Origin of the sequence: Streptomyces sp. NBC_00876, assembly GCF_045207435.1 — a bacterium.
Classification (GTDB): Bacteria; Actinomycetota; Actinomycetes; order Streptomycetales; family Streptomycetaceae; genus Streptomyces.
The window spans coordinates 6,595,356-6,618,362 of sequence record NZ_CP108800.1; the positions used below are offsets into that span (position 1 = coordinate 6,595,356).

A 23,007-nucleotide genomic window follows, 5' to 3' on the forward strand; every position below is an offset into this window, starting at 1 on the left:
GCTTCCGGTCAGGCGCCGACGTAGGACGCGAGGTGCTCACCGGTGAGGGTGGAGCGGCCGGCGACGAGGTCGGCGGGCGTGCCCTCGAAGACGACCTTGCCGCCGTCGTGCCCGGCGCCGGGACCGAGGTCGATGATCCAGTCGGCGTGCGCCATCACGGCCTGGTGGTGCTCGACGACGATGACGGACTTGCCGGAGTCGACGAGCCGGTCGAGCAGGCCGAGCAGCTGCTCGACGTCCGCGAGGTGCAGGCCGGTGGTCGGCTCGTCGAGCACGTAGACGCCGCCCTTGTCACCCATGTGCGTGGCCAGCTTGAGCCGTTGCCGTTCGCCGCCGGACAGCGTGGTGAGCGGCTGGCCGAGGCTGAGGTAGCCGAGCCCGACGTCGGCGAGCCGCTCGAGGATGCGGTGCGCGGCCGGCAGACGCGCCTCGCCCCCGCCGAAGAACTCCTCGGCCTCGGCCACCGACATCGCGAGCACCTCGCTGATGTCCCGGCCGCCGAGCCGGTACTCCAGTACCGAAGGCTGGTAGCGCTTGCCCTCGCAGTCCTCGCAGGGGGTGGCGATCCCGGCCATCATCGCCAGGTCCGTGTAGATGACGCCGGCGCCGTTGCACGTGGGGCAGGCCCCCTCGGAGTTGGCGCTGAACAGCGCCGGCTTCACACCGTTCTCCTTGGCGAACGCCTTGCGGATCGGGTCGAGCAGCCCGGTGTACGTCGCCGGGTTGCTGCGCCGCGAGCCGCGGATCGGGCTCTGGTCGACCGAGATCACGCCCTCGCCCGCCGGGATCGACCCGTGCACGAGCGAGCTCTTGCCGGAGCCGGCGACGCCGGTGACGACGACGAGCACCCCGAGCGGGACGTCGACGTCGACCTTCCGCAGGTTGTTCGCCGTCGCGCCACGGATCTCCAGCGCTCCGGTTGCCTTGCGCACCGTCTCCTTGACGGCGGCCCGGTCGTCGAAATGACGCCCGGTGATGGTGTCACCGGCCCGCAGTCCCTCGACCGTGCCCTCGAAGCAGACGGTGCCGCCGCCCGAACCGGCGCCGGGACCGAGGTCGACGACATGGTCGGCGATCACGATCGTCTCCGGCTTGTGCTCGACGACGAGCACCGTGTTGCCCTTGTCGCGCAACCGCAGCAGCAGGCCGTTCATCCGCTCGATGTCATGCGGATGCAGCCCGATCGTGGGCTCGTCGAAGACGTACGTGACGTCGGTGAGCGCGGAGCCGAGGTGGCGGATCATCTTGACGCGCTGCGCCTCGCCGCCCGACAGCGTGCCGGCGGGCCGGTCGAGCGAGAGATAGCCGAGGCCGATCCCCACGAACGAATCGAGGGTCTGGCGCAGGGCGTCGAGCAGGGGCCCCACCGACGGCTCGTCGAGACCGGCGACCCAGCGGGCCAGGTCCCTGATCTCCATCGCGCACGCGTCGGCGATCGAGATCCGCTTGATCTTCGACGACCGGGCGCCCTCACTGAGCCGGGTGCCGTCGCACTCCGGGCAGGTGGTGAAGGTGACCGCGCGCTCCACGAACGCCCGGATGTGCGGCTGCATCGCCTCCTTGTCCTTGGACAGGAACGACTTCTGGATCTTGGGGATCAGCCCCTCATAGGTGAGGTTGACGCCGTTGACCTTGACCTTGACCGGTTCCCCGTAGAGGAAGTCCCGCAGTTCCTTCTTGGTGTACTTGCGGATCGGCTTGTCCGGGTCGACGAAGCCGGACTGGGCGTAGACCTGCACGGTCCACTGGCTGTCCGACTTCCAGCCGGGGATGGTGAACGCGCCCTCGGCGAGCGACTTGGTGTCGTCGTAGAGCTGGGTCAGGTCGATGTCGGAGACGGAGCCCCGGCCCTCGCAGCGCGTACACATGCCGCCGGTCCTGCTGAACGTCGCCTTCACGGTCTTCTTGTCGCCGCGCTCGACCGTGATCGCGCCGCTCGCCCGGACCGATGCGGTGTTGAAGGAGTAAGCGCTGGGCGGGCCGATATGCGGCTTGCCGAGCCGGCTGAAGAGGATCCGCAGCATCGCGTTGGCGTCGGTGGCGGTGCCCACCGTGGAGCGGGGATCGGAGCCCATCCGCTGCTGGTCGACGCTGATCGCGGTGGTCAGCCCTTCGAGTACGTCGACCTCGGGCCGCGCCAGCGTGGGCATGAAGCCCTGCACGAAGGCGCTGTAGGTCTCGTTGATCAGCCGCTGCGACTCCGCGGCGATCGTGCCGAACACCAGCGAGCTCTTGCCCGAGCCGGAGACACCGGTGAACACCGTCAGCCGGCGCTTCGGGATCTCGATGCTGACGTCCTTGAGGTTGTTCACGCGCGCGCCGTGCACACGGATCACATCGTGGCTGTCGCCCGCGTGCGGCGCGGGCGACTGCGTGTCCGCCCTCTTGGCCCTGGTCATCGTGTCTCCCTCGGTTGGCGGGACCGTCTCCGCGGTCTCCGTCGGTGTCACCTGTCCCGGTCCGGCCGGCTCGGGCGGCCCGCCCCGACGGCCCGCGGGACTCCGGACGGGCTGTGGCTCTCCACGGTGCCCTCCGCGCAGGCTGCGGCTGCGGTCGCCGCGCGCGGCTCAGCGGATCTCGTTGACGCGGGCCTCGGAGCCGGCACCGCGCAAGCCGCCCCGGGCGGTGTCCGGGGCGGCTTGCGGAAGCAGGGCCGGGTGCGGCGCGAGGTCCATGGCCGCCAGGCTAGCCGCGGCCCGGTGACCGCGCTTCTCGATTCCTGACCGGCCTGGTCACCTGTTTCGCCACGCACGACGGCATCCCCGCCGTCGCGAGCGCGGCCTGCTGCCGATAGGCGCTGGGCGGCATACCTACGAGCTCGGTGAAGCGCGTGCTGAAGGTGCCCAGTGACGAGCAGCCGACCTCGAAGCAGACCTCGGTGACGCTGAGGTCGCCACGCCGCAGCAGCGCCATCGCGCGCTCGATGCGCCGCGTCATCAGGTAGCCGTACGGCGACTCGCCGTAGGCGCGCCGGAACTCGCGGCTGAGGTGCCCGGCCGACATGTGCGCGCCGCGGGCCAGTGCCTCGACGTCCAGCGGCTGCGCGTACTCCCGGTCCATCCGGTCGCGGACCCGGCGAAGCCTCGCGAGATCGCGCAACTGCTGAGAGGTGTCGGGTTTGCTGGTCACATACGGAAGCGTACGTCGCACGGCTTCCGCCCGCCCCGGCTTCCGCGCCGCGAGGCAGGGGCGAGGGGGGAGCGGGCGGCGGACCGCGTTCGCGGGTTCCGGAGCGGTCCGGCTCCCTCCCCCCGGCGGTGCGGAGCGCCGGCGGGGGGACGGCCGGGGGCGGACCCTACGGCTTGCGCCCCACGGCCACGTACCCCGCGCTGACGATGTCCTCCTGGCCGGGGACCGGTTCGCCGAGCTCGGGGTGCCAGGCCTCGGCGGCCACGATGCCGGGCTCGACGATGTCGAGGCCGTCGAAGAACGCGGCGAACTGCGCGCGGTTGCGCGGTGCCAGCGTGAGGGTGTTGGCCTTGTACATCTCGTCGACCTTGCGCGCCTCCTCCGGGTGGAAGTCGGCTGTGAGGTGCGAGATCACCAGATGACTGCCCGGGGCCAGTACCCCGGTCAGCCTGCTCACCAGCTCGTAGGCGCCGTCCTCGTCACTCACGAAGTGCAGCAGCGAGATCAGCGAGAGCGCGAGGGGCCGGCTGAAGTCCAGGGTCTTTCCGGCGCGTTCGAGGATGGCGTCCACGTCCCGCGCGTCGGCCTGCACATAGTCGATGGCACCCTCGGGCGTGCCCTTCAGCAGGGCCTCGGCATGGGCCAGCACGATCGGGTCGTTGTCGCAGTAGACGACTCGCGTCGTGGGCACGGCCTGCTGGGCCACCTGGTGGAGGTTGGGCTCGGTGGGTATCCCCGTTCCGATGTCGAGGAACTGGTGGACGCCCTGGCCGGCCAGCCACTGGGTGGCGCGGTGCATGAAGGCCCGGTTCACCTTCGCCATCACCGGGATCGAGGGTTCGACGGTGAGCATCTGCCGGCCCATCACCTCGTCCACCGGGTAGTTGTCCTTGCCGCCGAGGAACCAGTCGTACATCCGCGCGGGATGCGGCTTGCTGGTGTCGATGCGCAGAGCGGTGGGGTCGGTCTCCGGTCGGGACATGGCGAACTCCAGGGTGCGTGAGGCAGCGGATGATCAGCTCGGCCCCAGGATAAGGAACTCGGCAGCCCCGGATACCGAATTCGTCCGCCGGACCGCCTGGTTGGCGGGGACGGCCGCGCGCCCGGCCCCGAACGGCCCGGTTCCGGACGTCCGCCCGGCCCCGGCCGGCCCGGCTCCGGACGTCCGCCCCGCCGCCGATAGTTACCGTTGCGTAACTTACTGATGGGTTACTTGCGGTAAGTGCCGCTGCTAGCTTGCGTCCACCTGTATTCGGAGCAGAGCGAGGAGTGAGCTGTGAGCCGCAAGAGCACGCGTTCGCTTTCCACCGTCCCCGCCACGTCCCCGGTGGCCGTCCCCGCCCGCCGGCAACGTCCCGGCGTCATGCGCGCGGCAGCCGTCGCCGTGACCGCTGCGGCCTGTGTGGCCGCGTACGCCGCACCCGCGTCCGCCACCGACGGGTCGCAGCCCGTGGTGTCCCGGGGGGTGACCATCCCCGACTTCTACAATCCGCCCGCCCAACTGCCCGCCGCCAACGGCGCGGTGATCCGTCACGAGCCCCTGCCCCTCGGGCTGGGCCTGCCGGGGCTGGACGGCCGTCCGATGCCGGGTTCGGCGACCCGGCTGATGTATCGCTCCACCGACTCGGGCGGGCAGCCCGTCGCGGTGACCGGCGCCTACATCGAACCGTCGGCCGCCTGGAAGGGATCGGGTCCGCGACCGCTGGTGGCACTGGCCTCGGGCACCATGGGCCAGGGCGACCAGTGCGCGCCCTCCATGACCCTCCAGCACCCGCTGACCCTGAGCGGCGAGACCATATCGGTCGGGTACGAGATCCTGGCGATGTACCGGCTGCTCTCCGCCGGTGTCGCCGTCGTGGTCACCGACTACGTCGGCCTGGGCACGACCGACCGGCTCCACACCTACGTCAACCGGCTCGACCAGGGCCACGCCCTGCTGGACGCGGCGCGCGCCGCCCACCAGCTGCCCGGCGCGTCCATCACGCCCGACTCCCGCACCGGTCTGTACGGCTACAGCCAGGGCGGCGGGGCCAGCGCCTCCGCCGCCGAACTTCAGCCGTCCTACGCACCCGACGTCAAACTCGCCGGTACGTACGCCGGTGCGCCGCCGGCGGATCTGACCGCCGTCATGAAGGGGATCGACGGCAGCGCTCTGGCCGGCGCCCTGGCCTGGTCGGTCAACGGCTTCGCCCAGTCCGATCCCGACGTCAGGGACGTCGTGGAGGCCAACATCAACGCCGTCGGCCGGACCGCGCTGAAGGATGCCTCCACGATGTGCGTCGGCGACGCGATCTTCGGCTACGGCTTCACCAGGAGCGCCAAGTGGACCACCGGTGGAAAGTCCCTCGGTGATGTCATCGCCGCCGAGCCCCGTGCACAGGCCGCGCTCGACCGGCAGCGCATCGGCACGCTGAAGCCCGCCGGCCCGGTGCGGCTGGCGACCGGCATCCAGGACGACATCGTGCCCCACGCCCAGGCGCGCCAACTGGCCGTGGACTGGTGCCGCAAGGGCGGCAGCGTCACCTACGACGCCATCGCCCTGCCCAACCTCGGCGACAAGCTCCTGACCAATCACGTGGTCCCGCTCATCACCGACCAGGGCGATGCGATCTCCTGGATGACCGACCGCCTCTCGGGCAGGCCGGCCACCTCCAACTGCTGGACGATGCCGATCCAGCCCTGACACCCGCCGCCCGCGCCTACCGTCCGCGCCCACCCGGCCGACCGGTGGGCGTGGGCGGCGGCCACGGCCCTTGCCGTACCGCGCGCCCCGCCCCTGCCGGCCGGTGGGTGCTACGACGCGTCCCGTTCCGCCGCCTCCGCGACGGCCTTGATGCGCGCCAGCCGCCTGTCCCAGTCGGCGGCGAGCCCGGCCATCCACCGCGCTGTCGCGTCGAGCGCCGCGGGCCGCACCGAGTACCGCACCTCACGGCCGACCCGGCCCCCGGCGACCAGCCCGGCGGCGTCCAGGACGGCCAGATGCTTCACCACCGCCTGCCGCGACACCGGAAGCCGCTCGGCGAGCGTCGTCGCGGTGGCCTCGCCCCGGGCGGCGAGCAGATCGAGCAGCTGCCGCCGGGTCGGGTCGGCGAGTGCGGCGAGCACACTGTCGACCGCATCGGCTGCGCCGCTCCGTTCGTCGGTCACACGGACGCCTCCTCGACACGCGCCCGGAACGCGTCGAGCACCTGGGGCCAGCCGCCGGTGTTGTCCTCGAGCGCCTTGCCGCGCAGCTCCTCGGAGCCTGCCAGTGCCGCGAATCCGCTCTCGACGACGCGGAGCCGCGTGCTGGGGCCCTCGGGAACCAGCGTGAACTCCACGAGCGTGCTGTTGTCCTCACGCAGTTCCTCGCCGGGGAACGCGCTGGCCCAGCGGTACGCCAGATACGTCGGCGGTGCCACCTTCTCCACGCGTACCGGGAACTCGCCGTACTCGGCGTTCTTCGCCACCATCGACTGTCCCTCCACGGCCACGGTGCCGGGCAGGCTCGCCGGGTCCGCCACCCAGAAGCCGGGCTGGGCCACCAGGGTCCAGACCCGCTCCAGGGGCGCCTCGATCAGCGTCTCGCGTTCGATCCGGTCCTCGCTCATGGGATGACTCCTTCGTCGCCGTTCCTTACGTGCAACTTCAGGGTTGCACGTAAGGAGATCAGGAGCAACCCCAGGGTTGCGCCGGAAATCAGTTTCCCGGCGGGCTCCGCTCCACGATCATGGGACCGGACCTGTACGCCGTAACCCGTAACCCGTAACCCGTAACCCGTAACCCGTAACCCGTAACCCGTAACCCGTAACCCGTAACCCGTAACCCGTCTCCGTACTCCGTAAGGAATTGCGCACCATGCCAGTGCCTGCCGACCCGACGGTGATCCATCCGATGCCCGGCCAGCCGCGAGTGGTGCAGCTCAGACCGCTGGTGAAGTCCCCGCTGATCGAGGTGGGGGAGTACTCCTACTACGACGACCCGGACGACGCCACCGCGTTCGAGACCCGCAATGTGCTCTACCACTACGGGCCGGAGAAGCTGGTCATCGGCAGGTTCTGCGCGCTGGGCACGGGGGTGCGGTTCATCATGAACGGCGCCAACCACCGCATGGACGGCCCGTCGACCTTCCCCTTCCCCACCATGGGCGGCTCATGGGCCGACCACTTCGACCTGCTCACCGGTCTGCCGAACCGGGGCGACACCGTCGTCGGTCACGACGTCTGGTTCGGCCACGGTGCGACGGTGCTGCCCGGTGTACGGATCGGGAACGGCGCGATCATCGGCACCGGATCCGTGGTCACCAAGGACGTGCCCGACTACGGCATCGTCGGCGGCAATCCGGCCCGCCTCCTGCGCACCCGGTACGACGACCGGGACATCGCCCGGCTGCTCGCCGTGGCCTGGTGGCACTGGCCGGCGCAGCACATCACCGCACACGTACGCACGATCATGTCCGGCACCCTAGACGAACTCGAAGCCGCCGCCCCGGCCGTGTGACACCCGGCCGTGTGACATCCGGCCGTGTGACACCCCGGCGGGTCGCCGGAACACAGCGGTCGCGGGCCCGTCGAAAACCACATGCCGGGAACGCGGGCCGGGGCTAGGGTTTCCGGCATGCAATTCCTTCAGATCTACGGCTGACGCGGGACGGGGCAGAGCCCCGCCCCCGTCCGGCATGCCCTGCGCGCGCCCACGGCCCGGCCCCGTCCGGGGTGGCCGACGCGCCGGTTTGCCGTGTCCTTCCGCCGCAGACCTGAATCGAGTGATCTTCCATGTCACGTCGCCGTGCGCACATCGCCATGGTCGGCATCCCCGCCGTCAGTCATGTCCTGCCGAGCCTCGAAGTCATCCGCGAACTGGTGGCCCGCGGCCACCGGGTGACGTACGCCAACGACCCGGCCGTGGCCGACCGGATCGAGGCCACCGGTGCCGAGTTCGTCCCGTACGGCTCCTCCCTGCCGGTCGCCGACAACAACTGGCCCGACGACGCCATCGGCGCCATGGGCCTCTTCCTCGACGACGCAGTCCAGGCGCTCCCGCAACTGAGGGCCTTCTACGACGACGACCCCGCCGACCTGTACCTGTATGACATCGGGGCGTACGCGGCGCGTGCGCTGGCCGAGGCGCAGAAGCGCCCGCTCATGCAGCTCTCCCCGGCCATGGTCGCCTGGGAGGGGTACGAGCAGGACGTGGCGGCCCACCTGTGGGCGCTGCCCGGAGCCGACGCGTACCGGGCGAAGTTCACCGGGTGGCTCGCCGACTGCGGCGCGTCCACCACCGACATGGACGCCTTTGCCGGGCGTCCCGAGCACACCCTCGCCCTCATCCCCCGGGCGATGCAGCCGCACGGCGAGGACGTCGACACGGACACCGTGACGTTCGTCGGCCCCTGTTTCGGCGGGCGCGGCGCCGAGCAGAGCTGGACCCGCCCCGCGGACGCGGAGCGCGTGCTGCTGGTCTCGCTGGGCTCGGCGTACACCAACCGGCCCGAGTTCTACCGCCAGTGCCTGGCCGCGTACGGAGACCTGCCCGGCTGGCACGTCGTGCTCCAGATCGGCCGGCACACCGACCGGGCGGAGCTCGGGACGATCCCGGGCAACGTCGAAGTGCACTCCTGGGTACCGCAGTTCGCGATCCTGGAGCAGGCTGACGCCTTCGTCACCCATGCCGGGATGGGCGGCAGTGCCGAAGGGCTGTACACCGGAGTGCCGATGATCGCCGTCCCGCAGGGCGCCGACCAGTTCATGAACGCGGACCGGCTCGTGGAACTGGGCGTGGCCCGCCGCATCGACACCGCGGACGCCACAGCCGAGGCGCTGCGGGGCGCCCTGGCCGGACTCGTCGCCGACCCGGACGTCGCCCGCCGTTCGGCGCAGCTGCGCGCCGAGGTGCGGGCCGAGGGCGGCACCCCGCGGGCCGCCGGCCTCATCGAGGAGCTGCTGGGCTGAGATCCCCGCGCACAACGGTGCGGGGCCGCGCGGTGGGTTCACCGCGCGGCCCCGGGCCGTTGAATCGTGCGTGTGGTGCAGCCGTGCCGGCGGGGTCAGCCCTTGCGGGCGGTGATCTCGTCGGTGAGCTGCGGGACGACGTTGAAGAGGTCGCCGACGACGCCGTAGTCGACGAGGTCGAAGATCGGGGCCTCGGCGTCCTTGTTGATCGCGACGATCGTCTTGGAGGTCTGCATGCCGGCCCGGTGCTGGATCGCGCCGGAGATGCCCGAGGCGATGTACAGCTGCGGCGAGACGGACTTGCCCGTCTGGCCGACCTGGTTGGTGTGCGGGTACCAGCCCGCGTCGACCGCGGCGCGCGAGGCACCGACCGCCGCACCCAGCGAGTCCGCGAGCGCCTCGATGATGTGGAAGTTCTCCGCACCGTTGACCCCGCGGCCGCCCGAGACCACGATCGCGGCCTCCGTCAGCTCCGGACGGCCCGTCGACTCGCGCGGGGTACGGGAGACGACCTTGGTGCCGGTGGCCAGCTTCGAGAAGGAGACCGCCAGCTCCTCGACCGCACCCGCGGCCGCAACCGGCTCCACCGGGGCCGAGTTCGGCTTGACCGTGATCACCGGCGTGCCGCGCGAGACCCGGGACTTCGTCGTGAACGACGCCGCGAACGCCGACTGCGTCGCGACCGGACCCGCCTCACCGGCCTCCAGATCCACCGCGTCGGTAATGATCCCCGACCCGATCCGCGCCGCGAGCCGCGCCGCGATCTCCTTGCCCTCCGCCGACGACGGAACCAGCACCGCCACCGGCGACACCGCGCTGTACGCCGCCTGCAGCGCATCCACCTTCGGCACCACCAGGAAGTCGGCATACTCCGACGCCTCGGACACCAACACCTTCACCGCACCGTGCTCGGCCAGCACACCCGCCGTCGCAGCGGCACCCGCACCCAACGCCACCGCGACCGGCTCACCGATCCGACGCGCCAGCGTCAACAGCTCCAGCGTGGGCTTGCGGACCGCACCGTCCACGTGGTCGACAAAGACGAGAACTTCAGCCATGGAACTTCCAACTCCTGCAGATCGAGACGGAACAACGGGAAACGAGCGGATCAGATGAACTTCTGGCCGGCCAGGAACCCGGCCAGCGCCTTGCCGCCCTCGCCCTCGTCCTTCACGATCGTGCCCGCCGTACGCGCCGGACGCTGCGCCGCCGCATCCACCACCGACCACGCACCCGCCAGACCCACCTCGTCCGCGTCGATCCCCAGATCATCCAGATCCAGCGACTCGACCGGCTTCTTCTTCGCCGCCATGATCCCCTTGAACGACGGGTAACGGGCCTCGCCCGACTGGTCGGTCACCGACACCACCGCAGGCAACGACGCCTCCAGCCGCTCCGACGCCGTGTCACCGTCCCGGCGGCCCCGCACGACACCACCCTCGACCGAAACCTCGGACAGCAGCGTCACCTGCGGCACACCCAGCCGCTCGGCCAGCAGCGCCGGAACCACACCCATCGTGCCGTCCGTCGACGCCATCCCCGAGATCACCAGGTCGTAACCCGTCTTCTCGATGGCCTTCGCCAGCACCAACGACGTACCGATCGCGTCCGTACCGTGCAGATCGTCGTCCTCGACGTGAACAGCCTTGTCCGCACCCATCGACAACGCCTTGCGCAGCGCGTCCTTGGCATCCTCCGGACCCACCGTCAACACGGTGACCTCCGCATCGTCCGCCCCGTCCGCGATCTGCAACGCCTGCTCGACCGCGTACTCATCCAGCTCCGACAGCAGACCGTCGACATCCTCACGATCCAACGTCAGGTCATCGGCGAAATGCCGGTCACCGGTCGCGTCGGGCACGTACTTCACACAGACAACGATCCTCAAGCTCACGCCGGCTCTCCCTGTACATCGTGGTGTCTCTGCGGCGATCCTATGGCACTCAGTACCCTACGTAAAGGTACCCAGTGCCGGTAGAGCGCTCCTGGTGCTACGGTCCCGGCATGACTGAGGACCGCGGACCGGCCAAGAAGCCGCCCATGCGTGATGTGCTCGCCGAGGCTGCCTTCGCGCTCTTCATGGAGCACGGGTACGAGCGGACCACGGTGGACGACATCGTCGCCAGGGCGGGGGTGGGAAGGCGCTCGTTCTTCCGCTACTTCCCCTCGAAGGAGGACGCGGTCTTCCCCGACCACGAGCGGTGTCTCGCGGACATGAAGGCGTTCCTGGAGTCCGCCGATGGGGACGATCCGGTGGGTACGGTGTGCGACGCGGCCCGGCTGGTGCTGCGGATGTACGCCGAGAACCCGGAGTTCTCCGTGCAGCGGTACGGGCTCACCCGGGAGGTGCCCGGACTGCGCACCTATGAACTCTCGGTCGTGCGCCGCTACGAGCGGACCCTCGCCGGGTATCTGGAGCGGCGGTGCGCCGACACCCCGGACGCGGCCCTGCGTGCCGAGGTGATCGCCGCCTCGGTGGTCGCGGCGCACAACAACGGACTGCGGTCCTGGCTGCGTTCGGGCGGCCGGGGTGATGCCGGCGCCGAGGTGGACCGGGCGCTCGAACTCGTCCGTACCGTCTGGGGCCCGGCGGCCGAGCGGCCGGCCGCGCCCGCGGCCGAGGAGGAGGACGTGATCGTGATGGTCGCGTCGAAGGGCGCCCCGATGTGGCGCGTCGTGCAGCGCATCGAAGCGGCTCTCGGCGGGCAATGAGCCTTGTTTGAGAGGTGATTCACTCACCTTGGGCACTCAGTACCTTTACTTCGCGGAACTTAGTGCCATACGGTGCCGGTGTGCCGCCGGAGATGCGGCGCGCCGAGTCGAGCGCGGGAGGCCGAGACGTGTTCAGTACCGGAATCGACGTGGGGCGGACAGCTCGCGGCAGCGCGGATCCGCAGAGCACGGAAGGCCTGGTCTACCAGGTGTGCCGGTGGTGCGGCACCACGTCCTTCCGTAAACTCCTGTGCCCCGTCTGCGCGTCGAGCGACCTCGAGTCGGAGCACAGCGACGGACACGGCGTCGTCGTGCGGTCCCATGTCGTCAACCGTTACTCGCGGGTGATGCGCAACGAATCCCTGGTCCGGTTCCCCGAAGGCTTTGTGTACCGGTGCCGGATCGTGGGCGCCGCGCCGCACCTCGTATGCGTCGGAGACCGGGTCAGGCCCGTAGGCGGCAGAACCTCCGAGGCGGGCGAGGTGGTGCTCGAACTGTGCGACCCGCCCCTTCGGGGCGACTGGTACTGACGACCCGACGCCCGGCCCCGGTGCCGGGCGCCGTCACACCTTCGGGCGGCACGGCGGAGCACGGCACCGCCGGCGGTGTGACGGGTGAATTGCCTGACGCTGCCGCGCTGTTCACTCCCGCACGCGGCCAAGTCATCCGATGAACCCCGTGTACCAACTCTTCTCCCGGCGGGTTCGCGCCGCTACCATCGGGACGCGAATGGGAGCGCTCCCACATCCGTACCCGCCCCGTACCGCCCCTGTCGGCGGTCATGCTCGGAGAGGACGTTTCCGTGCGCTCAAGCGCCCGACCCCTTGCTGCCCTGGTGGCAGCACTCACTCTCACCGCCGGGCTGTTCGCCGCCGGCGCCCCGGCCTCGGCGAGAACCGGCGAGGCCGCGCCCATGGCCGAGGCATCCGATGTGTCCATCGCCGCGGACACCTACGACTGGAAGAACGTACGGATCGACGGCGGCGGGTTCGTCCCCGGCATTGTCTTCAACCGGTCGGAGAAGAACCTCGCCTACGCGCGCACCGACATCGGCGGCGCCTATCGCTGGGACCAGACCGGCAAGCAGTGGACACCGCTGCTCGACTGGGTGGACTGGGACCACTGGGGCTGGTCGGGAGTGGTGAGCCTGGCCTCCGACTCGGCCGATCCGGACAAGGTGTACGCCGCCGTGGGCACGTACACGAACAGCTGGGACCCGGCCAACGGTGCGGTCCTGCGCTCGTCGGACCGGGGTGCCACCTGGAAGGCGAGCACGCTCCCGTTCAAGCTCGGCGGCAACATGCCGGGGCGCGGAATGGGCGAGCGCCTGGCGGTCGACCCGAACAAGAACACCGTGCTGTACCTGGGCGCGCCCAGTGGCAAGGGGCTGTGGCGGTCCACCGACTCGGGCGTGACCTGGTCCCAGGTGACGGCCTTCCCCAACCCTGGCAACTACGCCCAGGACCCCACCGACACCAGCGGGTACGGCAACGACAACCAGGGCATCGTCTGGGTCACCTTCGACGAGCGCACCGGCGGTGCGGGCAGCGCGACCCAGGACATCTACGTCGGGGTCGCCGACAAGGAGAACACCGTCTACCGCTCCACGGACGGCGGAGCCACCTGGTCGCGGATCGCCGGACAGCCGACCGGATACCTGGCCCACAAGGGGGTGCTCGACTCGGACAACGGATATCTGTATCTGACGCTGAGCGACACCGGAGGCCCGTACGACGGCGGCAAGGGACGGATCTGGCGGTACACCACCGCCACCGGTGAGTGGAAGGACGTCAGCCCGGTAGCCGAGGCCGACACCTACTACGGCTTCAGCGGACTGTCCGTGGACCGGCAGCAGCCCGGCACCCTGATGGCCACCGCGTACAGCTCCTGGTGGCCGGACACCCAGATCTTCCGCTCCACGGACAGCGGGGCGACCTGGACGCAGGCCTGGGACTACAGCGGCTACCCGAACCGCACCAACCGTTACACCCAGGACGTCTCCTCCGTGCCGTGGCTGACCTGGGGCGCCAACCCGGCGCCGCCCGAGACCACGCCCAAGCTGGGCTGGATGACCGAGGCGCTGGAGATCGACCCGTTCGACTCGAACCGGATGATGTACGGCACCGGCGCGACGGTCTACGGCACCGAGAACCTGAAGAACTGGGACGCGGGCAGTCAGTTCAGGATCACCCCGATGGTCAAGGGCCTGGAGGAGACGGCCGTCAACGACCTGGCGAGCCCGCCGTCCGGAGCCCCGCTGCTCAGCGCGCTCGGCGACATCGGGGGCTTCCGGCACACCGGTCTCGACGCCGTGCCGTCCATGATGTTCACCTCGCCCAACCTCACCTCGACCACCAGCCTCGACTTCGCGGAGAGCAGTCCGGGCACGGTGGTCCGGGTCGGCAGCGCCGACGCCGCCCCGCACATCGGCTTCTCCACGGACAACGGCGCCAACTGGTTCCAGGGTTCCGAACCCTCCGGAGTGACGGGCGGCGGCACCGTCGCGGCGGCGGCCGACGGCAGCGGCTTCGTATGGAGCCCGGAGGGCGTGGGCGTGCAGCACACCACCGGCTACGGGAGTTCGTGGTCGGCGTCCACCGGGATCCCGGCCGGGGCGACGGTCGAGTCCGACCGGAAGAACCCGAAGAAGTTCTACGGGTACAAATCCGGCACCCTCTACCTCTCGACGGACGGCGGCGCCACCTTCACCGCGAAGGCATCGAGCGGCCTGCCCACCGAGGGCAACGTCCGTTTCAAGGCGGTACCGGGCATCGAGGGCGACGTATGGCTCGCCGGCGGCAGCACGACCGGGGCGTACGGCCTGTGGCACTCCACCGACTCGGGCGCGACGTTCACCAAGCTGTCCGGGGTGGAGCAGGCGGACTCGGTCGGCTTCGGGAAGGCGGCCGCGGGAGCCTCGTACCAGACGCTCTTCGTCACCGCGAAGATCGGCGGGGTGCGCGGTGTCTTCCGGTCCACGGACGCGGGCACCGGCTGGACGCGGATCAACGACGACGCACACCAGTGGGGCTGGATCGGCGCCTCGATCACCGGTGACCCGCGCGTCTACGGCCGGGTGTACGTGTCGACCAACGGGCGCGGCATCATGTACGGCGACTCCTCCGACAGCGACGGCGGCGGCACCGACCCGGGTACGGACCCCGGCACCGATCCCGGTAACCCGCCCGGGGACGCGGCCTGTTCGGTGACGTACGACGTGACCAACCAGTGGTCCGGCGGCTTCCAGGCCGATGTGACGTTCACCAACACCGGGGACACGGCCCTGGACGGCTGGCGGCTCGGCTGGACCTTCCCGGACGGCCAGAAGGTCACCCAGATGTGGAACGCGACCTCCACCCAGGACGGGGCGAAGGTGACGGCGGCCAACGTCTCCTGGAACGGCAAGGTGGCGGCGGGGGCCTCGGCGGGCTTCGGCCTCACCGGCACCCTGTCGGGCGGCAACGGCAGACCGGCCGCGTTCACCATGGACGACGAGGTCTGCACCGTCGGCTGACCGGCGGTCGACAAGGCGGGGCGGGCCGGCCGTTGCGGCCCGCCCGTGCCGTTCCGCCCCCGGTCCCGGCGACCCGGACGGGGGCGGTGAACACGGGCTCACTGGCCCCGTACAGGTTCGTCGGCCATACTGCCCGCCGTGGAGCAGCGCATAGATCCGAACACTCAGCCCGCGTACGCCGCAGGGACAGACCCGGCGTACATCCCTGGTCTCACGGCCCCCCGAACCGCCGCGAAGGCGGACGAGGACCAGGAGGAGACCGAGACGCCGGCACCCGAGGATGCCGCGCCCGACGATGCCGTCGAGGAGGCCGTATCCGAGGATGCGGCCTCCGACGGTGAGCCCGTCGCCGAGCAGGCGGCGGACGACGAGGAGGACGGACACGAGGACGCACCCGGGGAAGGGGCCGACGACGGGCCCTCGTTCGAGGTGAGCGACCGCCGGGGCTCGATCGCCGCGGACCGTGAGGGGATCCGGTTCACGCTGGACGACCAGGCGGCCGACTTCCGCTGGGACGAGATCGGCGCGGTCGAACTGAAGCCGGCCCGGTTCGGCCGCCGGTTCACGATCACCGTCCACATGTCGACCAGGCGGTGGTTCAACGCCGAGGTGGAGGCGGCCGCCAGGAGCAGCCTCAAGGAGTGGACGGAAGGCTTCGACGCGGTCCTGGACGCCTACTTCGAGGAGTCCTGACACCGCCGCAGGTCCTGGGGCGCCACGTGGCGCCCTGACCGGCTGTCACGCCTGCGTACCCGTGCCGAGCAGTGCGTCGAGGACGTGGGGCCACGCGGCCGCTCCGAGCGCCGCGTCGGCCCCGGGAGAACCTCCGTGCCGGAAGAGGCCGGACGCGGTGGCGGGGGTCTCGCCGGGCAGACGCGGGCGGTGTCCCGCGTCGGCGCGGGTGACCAGCCGGACGGGGAGGCCGGCCGCCCGGCGCCGGGCGGCCAGCTCACCGGCGTACCGCAGCGAGGGCCACATCAGGTCGTCCCCGCCCGCGACCAGCACGAGTGCGGCGGGGGACCGCTCCACCGGGATGGCCGCGGCCGGGACGCGGCCGGTGTACGTCCGCAGGCTCTGGTCGTACCAGCCGAGGACCGAGACCGGGGCGCCCTCCGGCTCGGACGGTATCCAGGCGTCGTCGTAGGGGACGAACGGCAGCGGCGTTCCCCGCCAGGTCCACGAGGACCGGTGAGGCCGCGTCAGACCGTCCCGGCCGGGGCCCACGTTCGCCCAGGTCAGCGAAGTGGGAGAGAACGCCACCACGGCGTCGATCCCGGGCTGCAGGACGGACAGGTGCAGGGCCGCCTCGGCGCCTTTGGAGACCCCCAGGACACCGATGCGCCGGGCGCCTTGCGCGCGGAGCCGTTCGATCGCGGACACGAACGTCTCCAGCGGGACTTCGCAGATGCCGGGCGGCTGTCCCGGCCCGCCGAACCACTGGATGGACAGGGCGGTCATGCCCTCCCGTGCCAGCAGCCGGCAGCGCTCGTCCTCGACCCGTCCGCTGGACCCGGCGAGGACGAGCACGCCGACGCCGCTGCCGTGCACGGGCGCGGCGAGGAAGCCCGTCCAGGCGTCCGCACCGTCGCCCGGCCCGGCCCGCACCGTGCGCTCGACGATGTCCATGGCGGACTCAGGCGTCCGCCAGCACCACCGAGCGGGTCAGGTGGCGGGGGCTGTCCGGGTCCAGGCCGCGGGCGGCGGCGCGGGCGATGGCCAGGCGCTGGACACGGACCAGTTCGGCCAGCGGGTCCAGTCCGCTCTCCACCCAGCGGGCGCCGGTCTCCAGGACCTGCTCGCGCAGGCCCTCGGGCGCGGTGCCGAACATCCAGGTCGCGGTGCCGGTGGTGGCGATGCTGATGGGGCCGTGGCGGTACTCCATCGCGGCGTACGCCTCCGTCCAGGACAGCGAGGCCTCCTTCATCTTCAGCGCGGCCTCATTGGCGAGACCGACCGCCCAGCCCTGGCCGAGGAAGGTGAACTGGGTGCACTCCAGCAGGCCTTCGGGCAGCGGCTCGGCCAGCGCGGTCTCCGCGTCGCGCACCACGGCGTCGGTGTGCAGGCCGAGGTGGGCGCGCAGCAGCGTCAGCAGGGTGGTGGCGAAGCGGGTCTGCACGACGGACTGCTCGTCCGCGAAGTCCAGGACCACGACCGCGTCGGCGGACGTCATCACCGGGGTGTCCGGGTCGGCCGTGATGGCCACGGTCGGCGTGGTCCCGCGCAGCCGGTCGAGGAGTTCGAGCACCTCGGTCGTGGTGCCGGAGCGGGTGAGGGCGACGACCCGGTCGTAGCGCCGGCCGAACGGGAACTCCGAGGCGGCGAACGCGTCGGACTCGCCCTGCCCGGACTCCTCGCGGAGGGAGGCGTATGCCTGAGCCATGTAGAACGAGGTGCCGCAGCCGACCACGGCGATGCGCTCGCCGGGAGCGGGCAGTGCGGCCGCGTGGCTCGGTGCCAGGTCTGCGGCGCGGCGCCAGCAGTCCGGCTGACTGGCGGTCTCGATCTCGACAAATGACACTTTTGCACTCCGTACTGGTGATGGGATGCTCGTTTACGCACGTTATACGGGAGGTGCGAGCATTATCAAGCATTCTTCTTGCAGAAGACTTGACTCGGCGGAGCCTTGTGCGACGCTTGCGCGTGTCCGGTGACCGTACCCAAGGGGATGGGTGCTCAGAGCCCGGACCTGTAAGGAGAGTTCTCTTGTCCAGGGATGCCCGGTGGAACGCACTGCTGGAACTCGTCGGTAAGAACGGCCGGGTGGACGTCGAGGACGCCGCCAGGGCGCTGGATGTCTCGGCCGCGACCATCCGCCGTGACCTGGACCAGCTTGCCGAGCAGCAACTGCTCACCCGTACCCGGGGCGGCGCGGTCGCGCACGGGGTCAGTTACGAACTGGCCCTGCGCTACAAGACCGGACGCAACGCTCCGGAGAAGCAGACCATCGGCCGCGCGGTCGCCGAACTGGTCGCGGTGGGCGAGGTGGTGGGGCTGACCGGCGGGACCACGATCACGGAGGTGGCCCGTTCGCTCGCCGTGCGCTCCGACCTCGTGGGTGAAGGCGCGGCCGGGGTGGCCGGCCAGCCGACGCTGACGGTGGTGACCAACGCCCTCAACATCGCCAACGAGCTGGTGATCCGGCCGCAGATCAAGATCGTGGTGACCGGCGGTGTGGCCAGGCCCCAGTCGTACGAGCTGACGGGCCCGCTGGCCAGTGGTGTGCTGGGCGAGATAACGCTGGACGTCGCCGTGCTGGGCGTCAACGCGATCGACACCGAACGCGGCGCGTACGTCCATCACGAGGGCGAGGCCAGCATCAACCGGCTGCTCGCGCAGCAGGCCCAGCGCGTCGTGGTGGCGGCGGACTCGTCGAAGATCGGCAAGCGGGCCTTCGCGCGGGTCTGCGACCTGGCGCTGGTCGACGTCCTGGTCACCGACAAGGGGATCTCGGCAGAGGCGTCGGCGCGCTTCACGGAGGCCGGCGTCACGGTCATCGCCGTCTGAACCGCCTGAACCGCCTGAACCGTCCGGTCTGTCTGAACAACCTGAACTGTCCGGTCCGTCCGAACCACCTGAACTGTCCTGTCCGTCCCTCCCGTTCGAGCGCTCCACCCGACGGCGGGTCGCCGCACATCCTGTGTGCGGCGACCCGCCGTTGTGCGTCCGCCCGCCCATGCTCCGATGTGATGGATCATGCAACGGAGCATGCAGGATCGAGCATGACGGAGCGTCATGTGATCGATTCCGGCAGGCGGTCGGCGAACTATGTGCACGCTGTGTGACCGAATGGTGTCTCTTCTGTGCCTATTTTCGAGTCCTGGGGTGCTTTGCGATCTTGATCGGGCTGACTTTTCCCTGCCAATAGATGTTCGTTACCTCTGTGAAATGAACAACTCTTGCCATCGGGGTGCGCAGTCGTGAACTATGTGCCTGTCGCCGCGAAGGAGCAGCGGCCACACCTCGTTCCGGTGTGCGCCGCCTCCACGTATGCGGGACGTTTCTCTTGCTCCATCAGCTCTGGAGGTGCCTGTGACGATGGCAGATGCGCCGGTCACAGCGGTGCGGTCGTCCGTGCCGCAGCCCCGCGACCCCGGCGACGCGGACCGCCCCGCCAAGAGGAAGGACAGGAAGAACCGAATACGGCAGCCGCTCCGATACCGCCTCAAACGGGACCGGGCGCTCCTGTTCTTCTGTCTGCCGGGTGTGCTGTATTTTGCGCTCTTCTTCTACCTGCCGCTCGCGGGCAACGTCATTGCCTTCCAGGACTACCAGCCGTTCCTGGGCTTCAAGCAGAGCCCGTTCGTCGGCCTCGCGAACTTCACCGCGCTGCTCGCCGAACCCGAGTTCTGGAGCGCGGTCTCCAACACGCTGCAGATCACGGCGATCCAGCTGCTCCTGTACTTCCCCGCACCGATCGCGCTGGCGCTGCTGCTCAACTCGCTCATCAGCGAGAAGATCAAGCGGTTCATCCAGACCGTCGTCTACCTCCCGCACTTCCTGTCCTGGGTCGTCGTCGTCGCGATGTTCAAGCAGGTGCTCGGCGGCGCGGGTTCGGTCACCACGCTGCTCATGGAGCACGGGGTCAGCATCGGCAACGTGATGACGGACCCCGGCACCTTCAAGTTCCTGATCACCGCGCAGGCCATCTGGAAGGACTGCGGCTGGGGCACGATCATCTTCCTGGCCGCCATCGCCTCGATCGACATGGGCCAGTACGAGTCCGCCGCGATGGACGGCGCCGGCTGGCTCCGCCGGATCTGGCACATCACCCTGCCGGGCATCCGGCCGGTGATCCTGATGCTGCTGATCCTGCGGCTCGGCGACATCCTCTCGGTCGGCTTCGAGCAGATCATCCTGCAGCGTGACGCCGTCGGCCCGGACGCCTCCGAAGTCATGGACACCTACGTCTACTTCCACGGCGTCGTGGACGGCGACTGGGGCATGAGCACCGCCGCCGGCCTGATGAAGGGCGTCATCGGATTCGCCCTCATCCTCGCCGCCAACAAGCTGGCCCACCGCTTCGGCGAGCAGGGAGTCTACCGATGAGTCAGCAGTCCGTCGCGACCCGGCTGCGCACCGCGCGGTCCGGCGACCGGGGCCGGCGTCCCCGCGCCTCCCACGGCAGGCCGCCGTGGATGGAGCGCCCGCACTGGTACGGGCAGGGTGCGAAGGCGGCCGCCCTGGTCGTCCTCACCGTGATCGTGCTCTACCCGTTCGTCCTCGCCATCGGCACCAGCCTGGCCGGCCGCGAGGAGCTGAACGCCAACGGCGGTTACGTACTGCTGCCGCACCACCCGACGCTGGAGGCGTACCGCGTCATCCTCTCCGGCGGGGTCGTCACGCAGGCCGCGCTGGTCTCCATCTTCATCACCCTCGTCGGCACCGCGCTCAGCCTGGCGTGCACGGTGATGATCGCGTACGGCACCTCGCGCCCCGGCACGGTCCTCGGCAAGCCGATCCTGCTCCTGGTGCTCGGGACCTTCCTCTTCGCGCCCGGCATCATCCCGACGTACCTGGCGGTCCAGCAGTTCAAGATGCTGGACACCTACGCCGCGCTGATCCTTCCCGTGCTGCTCAACGCGTTCAACATCGTGGTCGTCCGCTCCTTCTTCCAGAGCATTCCCGAGGAGCTGTACGACGCGGCGCGGATCGACGGCGCCGGTGAGGTCACGGTCCTCTTCCGGATCGTCCTCCCGCTGTCCAAGGCCGTCCTCGCCGTGGTCGGCCTGTTCTACGCGGTCGGGTACTGGAACAGCTTCTTCAACGCGGTGCTCTACCTCAACGACTCCAGCAAGTTCCCCATCCAGGTGATCCTGCGCAGTTACGTCCTGAACGGGCAGAGCATCAACGCCTCGGCCATGGGCGTCCACGCGGTGCCGCCCGCGACCTCGCTGCAGATGGCCGTGCTGATCATCGCCATCGTGCCCATCTTCTGCGTCTACCCCTTCCTGCAGAAGTTCTTCGTCAAGGGCGTCCTCACCGGTGCGATCAAGGGCTGATCAGCCCCCGCGCCGCCGTCCCGCACCCCTCACACCTCAAGGAGCCCCATGTCCACCCACTTGTCCCGGCGCGGTTTCATGGGCGCCGCGGGAATCGCCGGCCTGACCGTGGCCGGTCTGTCGACCCTGAGCGCCTGCGGCAGCGGAGCCACGGTCAGCAAGGGCGGTTCCAAGGCGTCGGCCAAGCTCAAGCTGCCGACGTACGTTCCCGCCCAGACCGCCCCCGCGGACCTGGCGGGCAACGCCGCAGGTCTCGACGCCACCTATCTGCGCTACCCCAAGGCCCTCACCAAGTCGGTGGCCAAGGCGCCCGGTGACGGCAGCCGCATCACCGCCCTCACCGAGACGTTCACCACCCCCGCCCCGCCGCAGGCCAAGAACGCCTACTGGCAGGAGCTGAACAAGCGTCTCGGGGCGCAGTTCGACATGACGATCGTCGTGGACCAGGGCGTGGACGCCTACCTGACGAAGTTCAACGCGATGATGGCCGGCGGGGACATACCCGACCTGGTCTGGTTCCCGCCGAACCAGGGCATCCAGCGGGTTCCCGAGCTGCTGGACGCCAAGTTCCACGACCTCACCCCGCAGCTCTCGGGTGACGCGGTGAAGGACTACCCGAACCTGGCGAACCTGCCGACCACCGCGTGGAAGACCGCCGTCGTCAACGGCAAGATCCGCGGTGTCACCGTGGCCTACGGCTCCATGGGCCAGGTCTACGTCGTCAACCAGGACTTCTGGAAGCCGGTCGGCGGCGCCGAGTTCAGCAGCGCCGAGGACTTCCTGGCCAAGGGCAAGGAGCTCGCGGACCCCAAGCGCAACAAGTACGTCCTGGAGCCGGCGTACGTGAACCACATCGGCCAGTTCGCCCAGTGGTTCGGCGCGCCCAGCGGCTGGCGGCTCGAGGGCGGCAAGCTGACGCACATGTACGAGACGGAGGAGTACCAGGAGGCCCTGGCCTTCGCCGTCAAGGTGGCCAAGGCCGGTCTCTTCTGGCCGGACCCCAACCTCAGCACCACCATGGAGAAGATGGCGCAGGGCTCCCTCGGCGCCTATGTGCAGTCCTTCCCCAGCTTCCTGGTGGACGTCAAGACGTACGACTTCCCGTTCGGCGTCATCGTGCCCTTCGCCGCCAAGGCCGGTGCCCGGCCGAGGTACAGCATGGGCTACGGCTCGGTCGGCTACACCGCCATCAGCAAGAAGGCGGACGCCAAGCGTGTGAAGATGCTGCTGGGCGTCATGGACTACCTGGCCGCCCCCTTCGGTACCGAGGAGCGGCTCTTCCTCGACAACGGCATCGAGGGCAAGCACTACACCCGTACGGCGAAGGGTGATGTCAAGCTCACGGCCAAGGGGAACTCCGAGGCGGTGACCACGGCCATGCCGCTGGCCTTCCTCGCCGCGGGTCCCGAGTACATCTACCTGCCGGGCCAGCCGGAGCTGGCCGCGGACATCCACGGCTGGCAGCAGGAGCTCCTCAAGATGAGCCAGACCAACCCGACGAGCGGCCACTTCTCCGACACGTCCACCAGCAAGAGCCCCTCGCTCACCACCGCGATGAGCGACTGCCAGCTGGACATCGTCGCCGGCCGCAAGCCGCTCTCCGCCTTCAAGGAGCAGCTGAGCAAGTGGCGCTCCGGCGGCGGCGACAGGATGCGCGCCGAGTTCGAGGCCTCGCTCGCCGGAAAGTAGTCTCCGCCCGCACGACCCGTACATACAGAGAAAG

At 70.0% G+C, this 23,007-nt stretch carries 20 protein-coding genes; 11 read left to right on the forward strand and 9 right to left on the reverse strand.

Annotation, left to right across the window (positions count from 1 at the left end):
• Positions 1 to 8: 8 nt before the first annotated feature.
• The 3 genes from OG782_RS28935 to OG782_RS28945 all read right to left on the reverse strand — a co-directional run bounded on the left by OG782_RS28935 (position 9) and on the right by OG782_RS28945 (position 4,111).
• Positions 9 to 2,399, reverse strand: a complete 2,391-nt coding sequence (locus OG782_RS28935; protein WP_406455857.1) for an ATP-binding cassette domain-containing protein — start codon at positions 2,397 to 2,399, stop codon at positions 9 to 11.
• Between the two features lie 286 nt (positions 2,400 to 2,685).
• A complete protein-coding gene (locus OG782_RS28940; RefSeq protein ID WP_406455859.1) occupies positions 2,686 to 3,129 on the reverse strand; it encodes a helix-turn-helix transcriptional regulator in 444 nt (147 codons plus the stop codon).
• Between the two features lie 166 nt (positions 3,130 to 3,295).
• Positions 3,296 to 4,111: an SAM-dependent methyltransferase gene (locus OG782_RS28945; protein ID WP_406455861.1), complete on the reverse strand. Its 816-nt coding sequence runs from the start codon at positions 4,109 to 4,111 to the stop codon at positions 3,296 to 3,298.
• Between the two features lie 294 nt (positions 4,112 to 4,405).
• On the opposite strand from OG782_RS28945, the gene OG782_RS28950 reads away from it, so the two are divergent.
• Complete coding sequence (locus OG782_RS28950) at positions 4,406 to 5,812, forward strand: lipase family protein (RefSeq protein WP_406455863.1); 1,407 nt, start codon at positions 4,406 to 4,408, stop codon at positions 5,810 to 5,812.
• Between the two features lie 110 nt (positions 5,813 to 5,922).
• On the opposite strand, the gene OG782_RS28955 is transcribed toward OG782_RS28950, so the two are convergent.
• The gene (locus OG782_RS28955; RefSeq protein ID WP_406455865.1) at positions 5,923 to 6,276 is read right to left on the reverse strand and encodes an ArsR/SmtB family transcription factor; all 354 of its coding nucleotides are present in this window, start codon (positions 6,274 to 6,276) and stop codon (positions 5,923 to 5,925) included.
• Positions 6,273 to 6,719 (reverse strand): SRPBCC domain-containing protein, encoded by a 447-nt coding sequence (locus OG782_RS28960; protein WP_406455867.1) that lies wholly within the window; start codon positions 6,717 to 6,719, stop codon positions 6,273 to 6,275. Before OG782_RS28960 ends, OG782_RS28955 begins: the two co-directional genes overlap by 4 nt.
• 247 nt (positions 6,720 to 6,966) lie before the next feature.
• Here OG782_RS28960 and OG782_RS28965 point away from each other — a divergent pair, with 247 nt between their 5' ends.
• Together OG782_RS28965 and OG782_RS28970 are read left to right on the forward strand one after the other, a co-directional pair.
• Entirely contained in the window at positions 6,967 to 7,608 is a 642-nt protein-coding gene (locus OG782_RS28965) for a CatB-related O-acetyltransferase (RefSeq protein ID WP_406455868.1), read from the forward strand.
• Positions 7,609 to 7,883: 275 nt separating this feature from the next.
• The gene (locus OG782_RS28970) at positions 7,884 to 9,059 is read left to right on the forward strand and encodes a macrolide family glycosyltransferase (RefSeq protein ID WP_406455870.1); all 1,176 of its coding nucleotides are present in this window, start codon (positions 7,884 to 7,886) and stop codon (positions 9,057 to 9,059) included.
• Between the two features lie 95 nt (positions 9,060 to 9,154).
• Here the strand turns inward: OG782_RS28970 and OG782_RS28975 are convergent, their stop codons facing one another.
• Together OG782_RS28975 and OG782_RS28980 are read right to left on the reverse strand one after the other, a co-directional pair.
• On the reverse strand, positions 9,155 to 10,117 hold the full coding sequence (locus tag OG782_RS28975) for an electron transfer flavoprotein subunit alpha/FixB family protein (protein ID WP_406455872.1): 963 nt from the start codon (positions 10,115 to 10,117) through the stop codon (positions 9,155 to 9,157).
• Between the two features lie 50 nt (positions 10,118 to 10,167).
• Positions 10,168 to 10,953, reverse strand: coding sequence for an electron transfer flavoprotein subunit beta/FixA family protein (locus tag OG782_RS28980; RefSeq protein ID WP_406455874.1), 786 nt, complete (start codon positions 10,951 to 10,953; stop codon positions 10,168 to 10,170).
• Positions 10,954 to 11,063: 110 nt separating this feature from the next.
• Here OG782_RS28980 and OG782_RS28985 point away from each other — a divergent pair, with 110 nt between their 5' ends.
• The 4 genes from OG782_RS28985 to OG782_RS29000 all read left to right on the forward strand — a co-directional run bounded on the left by OG782_RS28985 (position 11,064) and on the right by OG782_RS29000 (position 15,978).
• Positions 11,064 to 11,771, forward strand: coding sequence for a TetR family transcriptional regulator (locus tag OG782_RS28985; RefSeq protein ID WP_406455876.1), 708 nt, complete (start codon positions 11,064 to 11,066; stop codon positions 11,769 to 11,771).
• Positions 11,772 to 11,899: 128 nt separating this feature from the next.
• A complete protein-coding gene (locus tag OG782_RS28990; protein ID WP_406455878.1) occupies positions 11,900 to 12,301 on the forward strand; it encodes a Zn-ribbon domain-containing OB-fold protein in 402 nt (133 codons plus the stop codon).
• Between the two features lie 251 nt (positions 12,302 to 12,552).
• Positions 12,553 to 15,285, forward strand: coding sequence for a cellulose binding domain-containing protein (locus OG782_RS28995; protein WP_406455880.1), 2,733 nt, complete (start codon positions 12,553 to 12,555; stop codon positions 15,283 to 15,285).
• Between the two features lie 138 nt (positions 15,286 to 15,423).
• Positions 15,424 to 15,978: a hypothetical protein gene (locus OG782_RS29000; protein ID WP_406455881.1), complete on the forward strand. Its 555-nt coding sequence runs from the start codon at positions 15,424 to 15,426 to the stop codon at positions 15,976 to 15,978.
• Positions 15,979 to 16,023: 45 nt separating this feature from the next.
• On the opposite strand, the gene OG782_RS29005 is transcribed toward OG782_RS29000, so the two are convergent.
• Together OG782_RS29005 and OG782_RS29010 are read right to left on the reverse strand one after the other, a co-directional pair.
• Positions 16,024 to 16,911 (reverse strand): acyl-CoA thioester hydrolase/BAAT C-terminal domain-containing protein, encoded by an 888-nt coding sequence (locus OG782_RS29005; RefSeq protein ID WP_406455883.1) that lies wholly within the window; start codon positions 16,909 to 16,911, stop codon positions 16,024 to 16,026.
• 7 nt (positions 16,912 to 16,918) lie between these two features.
• Positions 16,919 to 17,803: an SIS domain-containing protein gene (locus OG782_RS29010; protein WP_406455885.1), complete on the reverse strand. Its 885-nt coding sequence runs from the start codon at positions 17,801 to 17,803 to the stop codon at positions 16,919 to 16,921.
• A 185-nt stretch (positions 17,804 to 17,988) separates the two neighbouring features.
• On the opposite strand from OG782_RS29010, the gene OG782_RS29015 reads away from it, so the two are divergent.
• From OG782_RS29015 to OG782_RS29030, 4 genes are all read left to right on the forward strand, one after another.
• A complete protein-coding gene (locus OG782_RS29015; RefSeq protein ID WP_406455887.1) occupies positions 17,989 to 18,789 on the forward strand; it encodes a DeoR/GlpR family DNA-binding transcription regulator in 801 nt (266 codons plus the stop codon).
• Positions 18,790 to 19,320: 531 nt separating this feature from the next.
• Positions 19,321 to 20,331 carry an ABC transporter permease gene (locus tag OG782_RS29020; RefSeq protein ID WP_406455889.1) on the forward strand — a complete coding sequence of 337 codons (1,011 nt, stop codon included), beginning with the start codon at positions 19,321 to 19,323 and terminating at the stop codon, positions 20,329 to 20,331.
• Positions 20,328 to 21,284, forward strand: a complete 957-nt coding sequence (locus OG782_RS29025) for a carbohydrate ABC transporter permease (protein ID WP_406455891.1) — start codon at positions 20,328 to 20,330, stop codon at positions 21,282 to 21,284. The genes OG782_RS29020 and OG782_RS29025 overlap by 4 nt, the downstream gene beginning before the upstream one ends.
• A 48-nt stretch (positions 21,285 to 21,332) precedes the next feature.
• Positions 21,333 to 22,973, forward strand: coding sequence for a twin-arginine translocation signal domain-containing protein (locus tag OG782_RS29030; RefSeq protein ID WP_406455893.1), 1,641 nt, complete (start codon positions 21,333 to 21,335; stop codon positions 22,971 to 22,973).
• The last annotated feature ends 34 nt before the right edge of the window (positions 22,974 to 23,007 follow it).